Origin of the sequence: Methylobacterium carpenticola (assembly GCF_042748905.1) — a bacterium.
GTDB lineage: Bacteria > Pseudomonadota > Alphaproteobacteria > Rhizobiales > Beijerinckiaceae > Methylobacterium > Methylobacterium carpenticola.
In genome coordinates this window covers 4379183-4392937 of record NZ_JBHZEO010000001.1, presented here as the reverse complement: position 1 = coordinate 4392937, position 13755 = coordinate 4379183, and the positions used below count along the sequence as shown (strand labels likewise).

Sequence of the window (13755 nt, the reverse complement as noted above, 5' to 3'; positions counted from 1 at the left end):
GCGATCAGGCGACCTGCGTCGCCTCGAACTCCGCATCGTCCACGACGACGCGGTTGCGGCCGGCACGCTTGGCCGCGAACATGCACTGATCGGCACGCTCCAGCAGCGACACGGCGGTGTCGTCGCCCCGGTAGGAGGCGACGCCGACCGAGACCGTGACGCGGCCGAGCGATTCGCCGCTCGACCGTTTCACCAGCTCGCGGCCCATCACGCTGGTGCGGATCCGCTCCGCCACGCTGACCGCCTCGCTCCGCGCCCCGTAGGGCACGATCACCCCGAATTCCTCGCCGCCGAACCGCGCGATGGTGGCACGGGAATCGACCATCTCGCGCATCGTCAGCGCCACGAGCCGCAGCACGCGGTCGCCCGTGAGATGGCCGTAGACGTCGTTGAACCGCTTGAAATGGTCGATGTCGAGGATGATGAGCGACAGGGGCTGCGCCTTCGCGGCCGCGCCCTCGACGGCCTTGCGCAGAACCTCCTCGAACAGCTTGCGGTTGCCGATGCCGGTCAGCGGGTCGGTGAGGGATTCGACCCGCACCGCCTCCAGCGTCTCGTGAAGGCTCTGGATCTCCTCGCGGCTCTCCCGCATCCGCGCTTCGAGGGTACGGTTGTTCGCGGTGACGTCGCGCGTCGCAACGATCAGCGAGGTGACGAGGTCACGCAGCCGGGCGCGGTTCGCCGTCGGCGAAACGATATCCTGGCTGAAGGCCTGGAGCGAGGCGCCGTAGCGGGCGGTCGAGCCGAGCGCCACGTCGAGCATCTCCAGCACCTGCTCCATCTCGGACAGCATGGTGGTGCCCGCCCGTTCGGTCTCCGCGAAATGCCGGCGGCTGTCGATGTAGGTGTCGTAGAGGACGTCGATCGTATCGTCGCGCAGAACGCCGTGCTCGGCCGTCAGGCGCTTCACCGCCTCGTTGAGCAGAGGCTGATGCCCTGACACGTACGTATACCAGACAGCATAGCTGCGCGGGCTTGCCGAAGACCCGTAGGCTTTCATCAGCTCGATGGCCCGCTGGCCGACCGTGAAACTACGGTCCGTGTCGGCCCGGAACAGGTCGCTCATCCGGCTTCTCCGTGCGTCGGACTGGAACGCTACCCGTCCGACCACGTCTGGCTACAGCGAACGGGTGGAAAAGCCGTTAAAGCTGCAGCCACGACTATAACAAGCGGGACAACTGCCCCTCTACTCACGGTCCTTTCGCTTCTTCAGCACGACCGGACGGAGCAAGAAGGCCGGGACATGGGATCCGAGGCCGATCTCGGCCTCCGGCATGGCATCGTCCTCGTCGCGACGCCGGGCGGCCGCCCGGGGACGATCCTCGGCCCGGGGGGGGGCCTCGCGGCGGGGCTGCTTCGGCCGCTCCTCACCGACCCGGCGCTCGCCGCGCCGGCTGCGGTCGCCGCGACCGGCCCGGTCGCTGCGGCCGCTCCGCTCGCGCGACGGACGGCGCTCGCGGGTCTCGCCGGGCTCCTCCTCCGGGAGGCTGGCGAGGTCGCCCTCCGCCCAGGGAACCGGCTGGCCGATCAGGCTCTCGATGGCGGCGAGCGCCTTCTCGTCGCCGCGCGCGACCAGAGTGAAGGCGGAGCCGTTGCGCCCGGCCCGGCCGGTGCGGCCGATGCGGTGAACGTAATCCTCGGCGTGGTGCGGCACGTCGAAGTTGAAGACGTGGCTCACGGCCGGGATGTCGAGGCCGCGGGCGGCCACGTCGCTCGCCACGAGGAGCGGGGTCTCGCCCGAGCGGAAGGCGTCCAGGGCCGCCATGCGGGCCCGCTGATCCATGTCCCCATGCAGGGCCGCGACGTTGAAGCCGTGGTTGGCCAGGGATTTCTGCAGCTGCGCCACGTCGCGCTTGCGGTTGCAGAAGATGATGCCGTTCTTGAGTTCCTCGGCACCGCGGATCAGCCGGCGCAGGGTCTTGCGCTTCTGGTGGCCCTCACCGCCCGTGGCGACGAGGCGCTGCTCGATGGTGGAGGCCGTGGAGGCGGGGCGCGCCACCTCGATCCGCACCGGATTGTGCAGGAAGTCGTCCGCGAGCCGCTGGATTTCCGGCGGCATCGTCGCCGAGAAGAACAGCGTCTGGCGTGTGAACGGCACCAGCTTCACGATCCGCTCGATATCCGGGATGAAGCCCATGTCGAGCATGCGGTCCGCCTCGTCGATGACGAGGAGTTCGACCCCGGTGAGCAGCAGCTTGCCGCGCTCGAAATGGTCGAGCAGGCGGCCCGGGGTCGCGATCAGCACGTCGACGCCGCGGGTGATCTTGGCGTCCTGATCCGCGAAGGAGACGCCGCCGATCAGCAGCGCCACGTTGAGCTTGTGGTTGGTGCCGTAGCGCTCGAAATTCTCCACGACCTGCGCGGCGAGTTCGCGCGTCGGTTCGAGGACCAGCGTGCGCGGCATGCGCGCGCGGGCGCGCCCCTGTTCGAGGCGCGTGAGCATCGGCAGCGTGAAGGCGGCCGTCTTGCCCGTGCCGGTCTGAGCGACGCCGAGAACGTCGCGGCGGGCGAGCACGTGCGGGATGGCCTGGGCTTGGATCGGGGTCGGCGTGGTGTAGCCGGCCGCGGAGACGGCCTGCAGGACCTTTTCGCTGAGACCGAGTTCGGCGAATGACATCAGGAATGAAAACCGTTGCGCGCGGGCCGGGCAACCGGCGCGATGGGGAATCCGTCGCGGCAACGGCCTGGACGAAAAGAAGTTTCGCATCCCCGCCGCGCTCGTGCGACCGGAACACCCGAACCTGCCATTGCTGCCGCGCGCGGGATCGCGCCGGCCGCTGCGACACGCCCGATGGGCGCGGGTTTGTCAAGAGGTTGCGTCGCCACAATCCGCGGCGATGCCGCTCACGGCGCCGCGCGGACGGCGCAGGGATCGAGGCGAAGATCGCCGAGCGCGGCCAGCGTTCCGGTGGTTTCGGGCTCCGCGACCACCCGCAAGGCGGCGGCCGCGGCATGCTGGAGCGTCGCACGGCCTTGGTTCGCCATGAACCGCGTCGCGACGACCGCCGCAACCATCATCACGATCGCCACCGCGCCGGTCCGCATCAAGAGAATGCGGGGCGGGGCCGTGTCATCACTCTTCGGCATGCGGTCGAGCCTCCGGTATCGAACCGGATGCACAATAGGATATTAAGGTTAATCTGGCGTAATGACCGTGAGGAGCATTTTTCGATTCGCCAGAACCGTGAGTTCATCTTTTGTTGACGAGTGGGGGGTTATTGGCTGTCCTCGTTGCAGGAAAGCGACAGACCGGACGTGAGGCCGGGGATAGAAGCCCCGCCGGCTCTCGCCAACAGGACCATGAGAATGAAGAAGATCCTCCTCTCCACGGTCGCCCTTGCGGGTCTCACCGCTGCCGCCTCGGCCGCGGATCTGCCGCGCCGGGCCGCTCCCCCGCCGGTGTTCACGCCGGTGCCGGTGTTCACCTGGACCGGCTTCTACGCCGGTTTCAACGCCGGCTACGGCTTCGGCACCAACGACAACAACAACCCGACCGTGATCGGCGTCGGCCCGGCCTCCGGCCTGGTCTTCAACCCGACGGTCGTCGCCTTCCAGAACCGCAACAACTCCGACGGCTTCGTCGGCGGTGGTCAGGTCGGCTACAACTACCAGTTCACGCCGGGCTCGGGCGTGGTGATCGGCATCGAGGCCGACGCCCAGTACGCCGATTTCGGCCGTGACCGGAACCGCTTCCTGGCCACCGGCCCGCTGGCCGCCCAGCAGGTCTTCAACCCGAACGGCCTGTCGGGCCTCGACTACTTCGGCACCGTGCGCGGCCGTCTCGGCTACGCCTGGGATCGGACCCTGGTCTACGCCACCGGCGGTTTCGCCTACGGCGGCGGCGGCGGCAGCGACTTCGGCACGGCCAACCGTGACGATTTCCAGACCGGCTGGACCGTCGGCGGCGGCGTCGAGTACGCCCTGCCCACCGACTCGTTCCTGAACTTCTTCAAGTCGAACGCGGTCACGCTGAAGGTCGAAGGCCTCTACGTGAACCTCGACCGGGGCAACGGCCTGAACGGCGCCTTCGCGGTGAACAACGCGGGCGGCATCGTGACGACGTCGAGCCCGGGCGTGGTCGTGGTCAGCGGCGCCAACCTGCGCCGCGACACCGAGTTCGCGGTGGTCCGCGCCGGCCTGAACTACAAGTTCGGCACCTACTAAGATCCAGCCTGGGCCCCGATCACCCAGCGCGAGAGCCCGGCCGAAAGGCCGGGCTCTCGTCGTTGGAGCGGGCCATGAAGAGCCGGGACGGATCAGGCCGGACCAGCCATGAGGGAGCAGGATGAAGCTCTATCGTCTTCTGACCGGGCCCGACGACGCAGCCTTCTGCCATCGCGTGACCGACGCCCTGAACAAGGGATGGTCGCTGTCGGGATCCCCGTCGCTCACCTTCAACAGCGCGACCGGGCAGATCATCGCCGCCCAGGCGGTCGTCAAGGAGGTCGAAGGCAAGGAATACAGCCCGGAAATGAAGCTGTCCGAGCAGTGATCGCCCGCAGGGGGATGCGGAGCGGCCGATGATCGCCGGCCGTTCTCGTGCCCCGGGAGCCGCGGATGATGATTACGCGCCACCGCCGATGAGGAGCGGTGCGAGGTCCGTTCCCGGTCGGGCGCTGCTGCTTGCGGGCGGTTCGCCGACGCGTCGGCCGTCCGGGAACGGGGAGGAGAGCCCCGAACCCGGCTCCCACCTCACTCGATGCCGAGCTTGGCTTTCAGGAGAGCGTTGACCGCCGCCGGGTTGGCTTTGCCGCCCGTCGCCTTCATGGTCTGGCCGACGAACCAGCCGAGCAGCGTCGGCTTGGCCTTGGCCTGCTCGACCTTGTCCGGGTTCGCCGCGATGATCTGATCCACCGCGGCCTCGATCGCGCCGGTATCCGTCACCTGCTTGAGGCCGCGGCTCTCCACGATGGCGCGCGGATCGCCGCCCTCGCTCCAGACGATCTCGAACAGGTCCTTGGCGATCTTGCCCGAGATCGTGCCGTCGCCGATCAGGTCGATGATCGCGCCGAGCTGATCGGCCGAGACCGGAGAGTCCTCGATGCCGCGCCCCTCCTTGTTCAGGCGGCCGAACAATTCGTTGATGACCCAATTCGCCGCGGCCTTGCCGTCGCGGCCCTTGGCCACCGCCTCGAAGTAGTCGGCCGAGGCGCGCTCGGCCACCAGCACCGTCGCGTCATAGGCCGAGAGGCCGTAATCGGCGACGAAGCGCGCCTTCTTGGCGTCGGGCAGCTCCGGCAGGTCGGCGCCCAGCGCGTCCACGAAGGCCTGGTCGAATTCCAGCGGCAGCAGGTCCGGATCGGGGAAGTAGCGGTAATCGTGCGCCTCCTCCTTGGAGCGCATCGAGCGCGTCTCGCCCTTGGCCGGGTCGAACAGGCGCGTCTCCTGCTCGATGGTGCCGCCGTCCTCGATGATCGCGATCTGGCGGCGCGCCTCGGTCTCGATCGCCTGGCCGATGAAGCGGATCGAATTGACGTTCTTGATCTCGCAGCGCGTGCCGAAGGGCTCGCCGGGGCGGCGCACCGAGACGTTCACGTCGGCACGGAGATTCCCCTTCTCCATGTCGCCGTCGCAGGTGCCGAGATAGCGCAGGATGGTGCGCAGCTTCGTCACGTAGGCCTTGGCCTCCTCGGACGAGCGCAGGTCGGGCGTCGAGACGATCTCCATCAGGGCCACGCCCGAGCGGTTGAGATCGACGAAGCTCAGGGAGGGGTGCTGGTCGTGCAGCGACTTGCCGGCATCCTGCTCCAGGTGCAGGCGCTCGATGCCGACCCGGATCGTCTCGCCGTCCGGGAGGTCCACCAGCACCTCGCCCTCGCCGACGATCGGGCTCTTGTACTGGCTGATCTGGTAGCCCTGCGGCAGGTCCGGGTAGAAGTAGTTCTTCCGGTCGAACACCGAGCGGTGGTTGATCTGCGCCTTGAGGCCGAGACCGGTGCGCACGGCCTGGGCCACGCATTCGCGGTTGATCACCGGCAGCATGCCGGGCATCGCGGCGTCGACCAGCGAGACATGGTCGTTCGGCTCGGCGCCGAAGGCGGTGGCGGCGCCCGAGAAGAGCTTCGAGCGGCTCGTCACCTGGGCGTGGACCTCCATGCCGATCACCACCTCCCAGTCGCCCAAGGCGCCCTTGATCAGCTTCTTGGGGTTCACGGGAGCGTTCATGGCAGGGGATCTCCGAGAATGGCGCGATCGGTCCTCTCCCGAACGGGAGAGGCGTGCGGTTTCGCCCAGGCAGGACTGCCCCATGCAAGTCCGCTCAGGCTCTTGGTTTTGCATCATCTTCGCCGCCCAACCGGGGACCACCGCGGCGAACGATGCTTAGTAGGAAGCCGTGGCGGGGGCGGTCAAGCGCGTCAGGTCCGGGGCGCGATCACGCGCCGCGCACCGTAGCCGAGGACGGCCCACAGGAAGGCCGCCACCGTGCGCACCGGGAAGAAGGTCGGCAGGTCGTGGCCGACCGGCGCCGGCCAGGGCAGGCCGATGCCGGTGAGGATCCACGAGGCCAGCACCGACACCGCCAGCGCCACGATGGCGACGATGAACAGCTTGCCGAACTGATCCGCCTTCCAGCCGAGGACGAGCGCGACCCCGATCAGAACCGGATCGAGGCCCGCCATCAGCCAGACGGATGGCGGGTAGTAGGGAACCGTCACGCGGTCAGGCCCACCAGCGCGGCGGCAGGACGGTGCGGCCGGCCGCATCCTCGATGACCTGTGCCGCGGCGAAGAGGGTCTCCTCGTCGAAGGGGCGGCCGATGAGCTGCAGGCCGAGCGGCAGGCCCTGGGCGTCGAGCCCCGCCGGCACGGCGATGCCGGGCAGGCCCGCCATGTTCACCGTCACCGTGAAGACGTCGTTCAGGTACATCTCCACCGGATCGGCGTTCTGCTTCTCGCCGATGCCGAAGGCTGCCGAGGGCGTCGCGGGGGTCAGGATCGCATCGACGCCGTTGGCGTAGACGGTCTCGAAGTCGCGCTTGATCAGGGTGCGGATCTTCTGCGCGCGCACGTAGTAGGCGTCGTAATAGCCCGCCGAGAGCACGTAGGTGCCGATCATGATGCGCCGCTTCACCTCGCGGCCGAAGCCGGCCGCGCGGGTCTGCTCGTACATGCCGACGATGTCCTTGGCCGGGACGCGCAGGCCGTAGCGCACGCCGTCGTAGCGGGCGAGGTTCGAGGAGGCCTCGGCCGGGGCCACGATGTAGTAGGCCGGCAGGGCGTATTGCGTGTGGGGCAGCGACACCTCGACGATGGTCGCGCCCGCCGCCTTCAGCCACTCGGCGCCCTGGTGCCAGAGCCGCTCGATCTCGGCCGGCATGCCGTCGACGCGGTACTCCTTCGGGATGCCGATGGTGAGGCCCTTCACGCCGCGCCCGACCGACGCCTCGTAATCCGGCACCGGGAGATCGACGCAGGTCGTGTCCTTCGGGTCGTGCCCGGCCATGGAGGCGAGCAGGATCGCCGAATCCCGCACCGTGCGGGTGATCGGGCCGGCCTGATCGAGGGAGGAGGCGAAGGCGACGGTGCCCCAGCGCGAGCAGCGCCCGTAGGTCGGCTTGATGCCGACGGTGCCCGTGAAGGCGGCGGGCTGGCGGATCGAGCCGCCGGTATCGGTGGCGGTGGCGCCGAGGCAGAGGCGCGCCGCCACCGCCGCGGCCGAGCCGCCCGAGGAGCCGCCCGGCACGAGCGGCGCATCGGAATCCTTGCGGCGCCAGGGCGAGACAACCGCGCCGTAGGCGCTGGTCTCGTTCGAGGAGCCCATGGCGAATTCGTCGAGGTTGAGCTTGCCCAGCATCACGGCGCCGTCGCGCCAGAGGTTGTGGCTGACCGTCGATTCGTAGTGCGGCCGGAAGCCTTCGAGGATCTTCGAGCCCGCCGTGGTCGGGACGTCGTGGGTGCAGAACAGATCCTTGATGCCGAGCGGCAGCCCTTCGAGGGGGCGCGCCTCGCCGGCGGCGATCTTGCGGTCGGCCACCTCCGCCATGGCGAGCGCCCGCTCGGGCGTCTCGATCAGGTAGGCGTTGAGCGGGCGGGCCTGCGCCACGGCGTCGAGATGCGCCTGCGTGATCTCGCGGGCGGAGAAGGATTTCTGACGAAGACCGTCGCGCGCATCCGCGAGGGTGAGTTCGGTCAGGTCTGCCGGTGTCGTGCTCAAGTCGAAAAGTCCTCGCCGCCCAAGATGCCCGCGCGCCGAAACGCGCTCCCGCCCGCCTATTCGACGACCTTCGGCACCAGGAAGTAGTTGTCCTCGGTCAGCGGCGCGTTGAAGACGACCTCGCGGGCGTAGCCGCCATCGGTCACCACGTCCTCGCGCTGCTTCATCGCCATCGGGGTGACCGAGGTCATCGGCTCGACGCCCGAGACGTCGACCGTGCCGAGTTGCTCGACGAAGGCCAGGATGGCGTTGAGCTCGTCCTGGAGCGGCGGCACCTCCGCGTCGCTCACGGCGATGCGCGCCAGATGCGCGATGCGCCGAACCGTCTGCGCGTCGACCGACATGAAACCCCGCTTCGCGTGGAAAGTCCGGCCTCGGGGGCCGTTTGTCCGGCGCTATAGCACCGGCCTTCGCGCGGTCGCAACGGCGAGGGGAGGCGGGATCAGCGCCTGCCCCGGAGACGGCGCCGTCCTTCAGCAGCGCGCGGCTTCAGCGCAGGCGGTCTCCCACCGGATTGCGGCGGATGCGATCCGGTGACCGTGGTGATCGGCATCCTCGATCATGATCGCGGGGGTCCGGAAGTCCTGGCGGGCCCGCGCCGTCCCGGCGAGCAGCACCTCGGCGGCGAGCGCCAGCATGAGTTTGTGACGCAGCGGCATCGCCGCCCCGCGCGGCCGCGCGAGGCGCCGGGCCGGCGGGGCGGGGGCGATCCGCGGCCGGCCGGGATGCGGCCTCGGCGGTTGAGCCGCGTCGCGCGCGGCGTGCCCGACCGGCACGAAGGCACCCCCCGGCACCCGGGCGCGGGCGGTTGCCGTTGCGGGGCGGTTCGGCGGCCGCAGCGGGGCGGGGGCGCGCCCGATCGCCACGAGGGCGGCGTGCGGCACCCGGCTGCGGCGCGCCGGCTCGCGCTGAAGCCAGCGGGAGAAGCGGCCCGCCGCGGCAGGAAGCGGGCCGCGCAGGGGCGAGAGCGAGCCGTCGAGATCCACCGTCAGGCGAAGAGCGCCGTCACGGCCGCCCGACGGCAGCGTGGTCGCGAAGGAGAAGGACAGCACGGGCGGCCTCGTGCGGTTGGCGGCGGGTAAACACCGAGTTAACGCCCGCCGATCGCTCCCGCCACGGCAACCTTCCCTTAACCTTAATCGGCGCGGCGCCTCACCCGATCGTCACCGCGGTGCCCTTGTGGGGCACGACCACCTGGACGCCGCTGCCGTCGAGGGCGGCCACGAAGGCGTCGGCGGTCTGGTCGATGATCGGGAAGGAGCCGTAATGGCAGGGGATCACGGCCTTCGGCTTGAAGAACCTCTTCACCGCGAGCGCCGCGGTCTCGGCGCCCATGGTGAAGCGGTCGCCGATCGGCACCATCAGCACGTCGGGGCGGTAGATCTCCTGGATCAACGCCATGTCGCCGAAGATGTCGGTGTCGCCCATGTGGTAGATCGTGGGCTCGCCCGGCGCGCGGACGACGATCCCGTTCGGCAGGCCGAGCGGCACGGTGACGCCGGCCTCGCTCATGCCGGCCGAATGGTCCGCCCGCACGAGGGTGACCGTGAAGGCGCCCTGGTCGGTGGTGCCGCCGGTGTTCATCGGATCGAAATGGGTCAGGCCCTTGGAGGCGAGCCACATGCAGAGGTCGTAGTTGGTGACGACCTTGGCGCCGGTCTCGCCCGCCACCGCGAGGGTGTCGCCCACGTGGTCGCCGTGGCCGTGGGTGATCAGGATGTGGGTCGCGCCCTCGACCGCCTTCGCGCGGGCGGCGTCGCCGCCCTCGAAAGCGGGGTTGCCGGTGAAGAAGGGATCGATCAGGACGTGGCTCGACCCGAAGTCGAGGCGGAAGGCCGAGTGGCCGAACCAAGTGATGCGCATGAGGAGGTCTCCCGGATGGACGCGACGTACTTAAAGCCCGGGCGCCGCCGGTGAACCGGGAGAATTTCGCGAGCTTCGCGGAATCCTCGCGTCCCGGCGGCGCGCGGCTCCTCGGCCTCGATCTCGGCACGAAGACGATCGGCCTCGCGCTGTCGGATGTGGGACGGCGCATCGCCTCGCCGCTGGAGACGATCAAGCGCGTGAAGTTCACGCCGGACGCGCAGCGGCTCGCCTCGCTCGCCCGCAAGCACGGGGTGGGCGGGCTCGTCGTCGGTCTGCCCCTCAACATGGACGGCAGCGAGGGACCGCGGGCGCAATCGACCCGGGCCTTCGTGCGCAACCTCGCGCCGATCCTGCCGCTGCCCGTGCTGCTGTTCGACGAGCGCCTCTCGACCGCGGCCGTGACCCGCACGCTTCTCGAAGCCGACGCCTCGCGGGCGCGCCGCGGCGAACTCGTGGACAAGCTCGCCGCCGCCTACATCCTGCAGGGCTGCCTCGACGTGCTGGCCGGCCTGGAGCCGGACCCGGATTCCGACGATCCCGGCTAGGCCGGCGCCGCATCCCCCGCGCTCTCGCCCCGATGCCGCGGGCGGGAGGAGCGTGGATCTCAGCGCAGCGACACCGCGCCGCCCGGATGGCGCAGCACCAGCCCGTCGAGTTCCAGCTCCAGCAGGAGGCCCTGCACCGAGCGGGCGGGCAGGCCCGCCTGCCGGGCGAGGGCATCGACCGCGACGGGCGACGGCCCCAGCAGGCCGACCAGGCGGCCCCGGTCGGTTGCCTCCGCGGGCTCCTGCGCGGGCTCCTGCGCCTCCTCGAAGCCGGGACGCCGCGCCCGGGGCGCGGCGTCCTCTCCGAAGAAGTCGGTCTCGTCCCAGTACAGGGACGGGCCGGCGGGCCGCTCGCCGTCCTCCGCGCCGCCGGCCTCGCCCCGGCCGGCGATGAGCGGGGCCAGCACTGCGAGGACGTGGTCGGGATCGGCGCAGAGAGTGGCGCCCTGCCGGATCAGGTCGTTGGTGCCCTCGGCCCGGGGATCGAGGGGCGAGCCCGGCACGGCGAAGACCTCGCGCCCCTGTTCGAGGGCGAAGCGCGCGGTGATGAGCGAGCCCGAGCGGCGCGCCGCCTCGACCACGATCGAGCCGAGCGACAGGCCCGAGATGATGCGGTTCCGGCGCGGGAAATCGCGTCCGCGCGGCTCCCAGCCCAGCGGCATCTCGGCGACGATGGCGCCGCCGCGATCGAGGATGCGGTCGGCCAAGGGCTCGTGCTCGGCCGGGTAGATCCGATCGTGGCCTCCCGCCAGCACCGCGACGGTGCCGGATTCGAGGGCGGCGGCATGCGCGCGGGCATCGACCCCCCGGGCGAGGCCCGAGACGACGACGAGGCCCTCGGCGCCCAGCGCGTGGGCCAGCCGCTCCGTGAAGGTGAGCCCGGCGGCGGAGGCGTTGCGCGAGCCCACGATCGCGACGCAGGGGCGCCGCAGCGCGGCGGCCTCGCCGCGCAGGGCAATGAGCGGCGGGCAATCGTCGGTGGCCTGGAGGGGCGTCGGATAATCCGCCTCGCCCATGGCGACGAAGCGCACGCCGATCCGGGCCGCCGCCGCGATCTCGCGCTCGGCCTGCGCCTTCGTCGTGACCTTGACGGCCTTGCCGCGCGCCCGGGCGAGGTCCGGCAGCGCCTCCAAGGCGGGGCCGGCCCCGCCGAAGCGGTTCACCAGCCCGCGGAAGGTGCGCGGGCCGACGCCCTCCGAGCGGATCAGCCGCAGCCAGTCGAGACGCTGCGCATCGGTCAACTGCACGTGAGGCTCCCCTGCGGCAGGGCAGGGGATCGTCTCACCCCTTCTGCCCGATCCGGCCCTCCGTACCGTCGATCAGGCGGCGGATGTTGGGCGTGTGCTTCCACCATAGCAGGAGGGCGAGCGCCACGAACAGCAGGGCGATGCGGCTCTCTCCCATCGCCCAGAGCACGACCGGGGTGGCGGCGCTGGCGGCGAGCGCCGCGGCCGAGGAGTAGCGCAGCAGGGCCGCGAGCCCGAGCCAGATCACCGCGAAGGCGAGGACGGCCAGCGGCGCCAGCGCGAGCAGCACGCCGATGAAGGTCGCGACGCCCTTGCCCCCCTTGAACCCGAGCCAGACCGGGAAGAGATGGCCGAGGAAGGCGCCGAGGCCCGCGGCGAGGGCGGCGTCCGGATCGCCGAGGCGGGCCGCGATCAGCACGGCGAGCGTGCCCTTGAGAGCGTCGCCCACCAGCGTCGCCGCCGCGAGGCCCTTGCGGCCGGTGCGCAGGACGTTGGTGGCGCCGATATTGCCCGAGCCGATCGCCCGCACGTCGCCGAGCCCGGCGAAGCGGGTGAGGATCAGCCCGAACGGGATCGAGCCGAGCAGATAGCCGAAGCCGAGGGCGGCCAGCAGGAGGAACCCGCTCTGTGCGCCCATCAGCGGCCCGCCTCGACGCGGTGCACCACCTCTCCGCTCACCATCGTGAGGAGGGCGCGGCCCTGGAGCCGCGCCTCGTCGAAGGGCGAGTTCTTGGAGCGCGACTTGAGCAGGCGCTTGTCGAGCACGTAGGGCTCGTCGGGATCGAACAGGACGAGGTCGGCCGGCGCCCCCGCGGCGAGGCGCCCGTCCTCGCGGCCGAGGAGCCGGGCCGGCTCCGCCGACAGGGCGGCGAGCAGGCGCGGCAGGGCGACGTCGCCCGCATGCACCAGGCGGAGCGCGGCGGCGAGCAGCGTCTCGATGCCGAGCGCCCCGTCCGCGGCCTCGGCGAAGGGCAGGCGCTTGGTCTCGACGTCCTGCGGGTTGTGGTCCGAGACGATGACGTCGATCACGCCCTCGTTCAGGGCCGCCACCACCGCCTGCCGGTCCTCCTCGGTGCGCAAGGGGGGCGAGAGCTTGCAGAAGGTGCGGTAGTGGCCGATGTCGTTCTCGTTGAGCACGAGGTTGTTGATCGACGCGCCGCAGGTGACGGGAAGCCCCGCCTCCTTGGCCCGCCGTACGATCTCGATCGAATCGGCGCAGGAGATCATGGCCGCGTGGTAGCGGGCCTTGGTGAGGCGCACGAGGCGCAGGTCGCGCTCGAGCAGGATCGTCTCCGCCTCGCGCGGGATGCCGTGCAGCCCGAGGCGGGAGGCCATCTCGCCCTCGTTCATCACGCCGTCGCCGACGAGGTCGGGCTCCTCGACGTGCTGCATCAGCAGCGCGCCGAAGTCGCGGGCATAGGTGAGGGCACGGCGCATCACCTGCGCGTTGGTGACGGCGCGCAAGCCGTCCGTGAAGGCGACGGCGCCGGCCTCGGACAGGAGGCCGAACTCCGTCATCTCCCTGCCGGCGAGGTGCTTGGTGATCGCCGCGGCGGGCAGCACGTGGACGCTCGCGGTGTCGCGGGCGCGGCGCAGCACGAAATCCACGATCGCCGGCTCGTCGATCATCGGGTTGGTGTTCGGCATGCAGACCAGCGTGGTGACGCCGCCCGCGGCGGCGGCGGCGCTGGCGCTGGCCAGGGTCTCGCGGTGCTCGGCCCCCGGCTCGCCCACGAAGGCGCGCAGATCGGTGAGACCGGGCGCGAGCACGTGCCCGTTGCCGTCGACGATCTCCGCGCCCTCCGGCGCGGGCGGAGCAGCACCCCAGTGGACGTCCGCGATGCGGCCGTCGCGGATGAGGACGGCGCCGCTCCCGTCCCGGCCGGTGGCGGGGTCGACGAGGCGCGCGTTGGAGATGAGACAGGGTCGCACGATCAGCCCGC

At 70.7% G+C, this 13755-nt stretch carries 15 protein-coding genes; 3 read left to right on the top strand and 12 right to left on the bottom strand.

Annotation, left to right across the window (positions count from 1 at the left end; all coding sequences use genetic code 11):
• Window positions 1-4: 4 nt before the first annotated feature.
• From ACE101_RS20550 to ACE101_RS20540, 3 genes are all read right to left on the bottom strand, one after another.
• Window positions 5-1066 (bottom strand): GGDEF domain-containing protein, encoded by a 1062-nt coding sequence (locus tag ACE101_RS20550; protein WP_379133421.1) that lies wholly within the window; start codon window positions 1064-1066, stop codon window positions 5-7.
• A 120-nt stretch (window positions 1067-1186) separates the two neighbouring features.
• Window positions 1187-2617: a DEAD/DEAH box helicase gene (locus ACE101_RS20545; protein ID WP_379133419.1), complete on the bottom strand. Its 1431-nt coding sequence runs from the start codon at window positions 2615-2617 to the stop codon at window positions 1187-1189.
• A gap of 227 nt (window positions 2618-2844) precedes the next feature.
• Window positions 2845-3030, bottom strand: coding sequence for a hypothetical protein (locus ACE101_RS20540; protein WP_379133416.1), 186 nt, complete (start codon window positions 3028-3030; stop codon window positions 2845-2847).
• Window positions 3031-3306: 276 nt separating this feature from the next.
• Here ACE101_RS20540 and ACE101_RS20535 point away from each other — a divergent pair, with 276 nt between their 5' ends.
• Window positions 3307-4164 carry an outer membrane protein gene (locus ACE101_RS20535; protein WP_379133413.1) on the top strand — a complete coding sequence of 286 codons (858 nt, stop codon included), beginning with the start codon at window positions 3307-3309 and terminating at the stop codon, window positions 4162-4164.
• A 121-nt stretch (window positions 4165-4285) separates the two neighbouring features.
• The gene (locus ACE101_RS20530) at window positions 4286-4492 is read left to right on the top strand and encodes a DUF1737 domain-containing protein (RefSeq protein WP_379133411.1); all 207 of its coding nucleotides are present in this window, start codon (window positions 4286-4288) and stop codon (window positions 4490-4492) included.
• Between the two features lie 200 nt (window positions 4493-4692).
• Here the strand turns inward: ACE101_RS20530 and gatB are convergent, their stop codons facing one another.
• The 6 genes from gatB to ACE101_RS20500 all read right to left on the bottom strand — a co-directional run bounded on the left by gatB (window position 4693) and on the right by ACE101_RS20500 (window position 10017).
• Complete coding sequence (gene gatB / locus ACE101_RS20525; protein WP_379133410.1) at window positions 4693-6165, bottom strand: Asp-tRNA(Asn)/Glu-tRNA(Gln) amidotransferase subunit GatB; 1473 nt, start codon at window positions 6163-6165, stop codon at window positions 4693-4695.
• A 191-nt stretch (window positions 6166-6356) separates the two neighbouring features.
• Window positions 6357-6656 (bottom strand): hypothetical protein, encoded by a 300-nt coding sequence (locus ACE101_RS20520; protein ID WP_379133407.1) that lies wholly within the window; start codon window positions 6654-6656, stop codon window positions 6357-6359.
• A gap of 4 nt (window positions 6657-6660) precedes the next feature.
• The gene (gatA, locus tag ACE101_RS20515) at window positions 6661-8154 is read right to left on the bottom strand and encodes an Asp-tRNA(Asn)/Glu-tRNA(Gln) amidotransferase subunit GatA (RefSeq protein WP_379133405.1); all 1494 of its coding nucleotides are present in this window, start codon (window positions 8152-8154) and stop codon (window positions 6661-6663) included.
• 56 nt (window positions 8155-8210) lie between these two features.
• A complete protein-coding gene (gene gatC, locus ACE101_RS20510; RefSeq protein ID WP_379133402.1) occupies window positions 8211-8498 on the bottom strand; it encodes an Asp-tRNA(Asn)/Glu-tRNA(Gln) amidotransferase subunit GatC in 288 nt (95 codons plus the stop codon).
• A gap of 129 nt (window positions 8499-8627) precedes the next feature.
• Window positions 8628-9206 carry a hypothetical protein gene (locus ACE101_RS20505; protein ID WP_379133399.1) on the bottom strand — a complete coding sequence of 193 codons (579 nt, stop codon included), beginning with the start codon at window positions 9204-9206 and terminating at the stop codon, window positions 8628-8630.
• Window positions 9207-9306: 100 nt separating this feature from the next.
• On the bottom strand, window positions 9307-10017 hold the full coding sequence (locus tag ACE101_RS20500) for a metal-dependent hydrolase (protein WP_379133397.1): 711 nt from the start codon (window positions 10015-10017) through the stop codon (window positions 9307-9309).
• A 50-nt stretch (window positions 10018-10067) separates the two neighbouring features.
• On the opposite strand from ACE101_RS20500, the gene ruvX reads away from it, so the two are divergent.
• A complete protein-coding gene (ruvX, locus tag ACE101_RS20495) occupies window positions 10068-10565 on the top strand; it encodes a Holliday junction resolvase RuvX (protein ID WP_379133394.1) in 498 nt (165 codons plus the stop codon).
• A 59-nt stretch (window positions 10566-10624) separates the two neighbouring features.
• On the opposite strand, the gene dprA is transcribed toward ruvX, so the two are convergent.
• Genes dprA through ACE101_RS20480 form a run of 3 tightly spaced genes read right to left on the bottom strand, consistent with a single transcriptional unit; the run spans window position 10625 to window position 13750 of the window.
• On the bottom strand, window positions 10625-11812 hold the full coding sequence (gene dprA / locus ACE101_RS20490) for a DNA-processing protein DprA (RefSeq protein ID WP_379133391.1): 1188 nt from the start codon (window positions 11810-11812) through the stop codon (window positions 10625-10627).
• Window positions 11813-11846: 34 nt separating this feature from the next.
• Window positions 11847-12449 (bottom strand): glycerol-3-phosphate 1-O-acyltransferase PlsY, encoded by a 603-nt coding sequence (gene plsY / locus ACE101_RS20485; RefSeq protein ID WP_379133388.1) that lies wholly within the window; start codon window positions 12447-12449, stop codon window positions 11847-11849.
• Window positions 12449-13750 carry a dihydroorotase gene (locus ACE101_RS20480; RefSeq protein WP_379138813.1) on the bottom strand — a complete coding sequence of 434 codons (1302 nt, stop codon included), beginning with the start codon at window positions 13748-13750 and terminating at the stop codon, window positions 12449-12451. Before ACE101_RS20480 ends, plsY begins: the two co-directional genes overlap by 1 nt.
• Between the last annotated feature and the right edge of the window lie 5 nt (window positions 13751-13755).

Excerpts from the sequence above, each read along its gene's own strand:
- ACE101_RS20545 (WP_379133419.1), bottom strand. The coding sequence starts at position 2,617 with ATGTCATTCGCCGAACTCGGTCTCAGCGAAAAGGTCCTGCAGGCCGTC.
- gatC (WP_379133402.1), bottom strand. The coding sequence starts at position 8,498 with ATGTCGGTCGACGCGCAGACGGTTCGGCGCATCGCGCATCTGGCGCGC.
- gatB (WP_379133410.1), bottom strand. The coding sequence starts at position 6,165 with ATGAACGCTCCCGTGAACCCCAAGAAGCTGATCAAGGGCGCCTTGGGC.
- ACE101_RS20535 (WP_379133413.1), top strand. The coding sequence starts at position 3,307 with ATGAAGAAGATCCTCCTCTCCACGGTCGCCCTTGCGGGTCTCACCGCT.
- ACE101_RS20550 (WP_379133421.1), bottom strand. The coding sequence starts at position 1,066 with ATGAGCGACCTGTTCCGGGCCGACACGGACCGTAGTTTCACGGTCGGC.
- ACE101_RS20530 (WP_379133411.1), top strand. The coding sequence starts at position 4,286 with ATGAAGCTCTATCGTCTTCTGACCGGGCCCGACGACGCAGCCTTCTGC.
- plsY (WP_379133388.1), bottom strand. The coding sequence starts at position 12,449 with ATGGGCGCACAGAGCGGGTTCCTCCTGCTGGCCGCCCTCGGCTTCGGC.
- ACE101_RS20500 (WP_379133397.1), bottom strand. The coding sequence starts at position 10,017 with ATGCGCATCACTTGGTTCGGCCACTCGGCCTTCCGCCTCGACTTCGGG.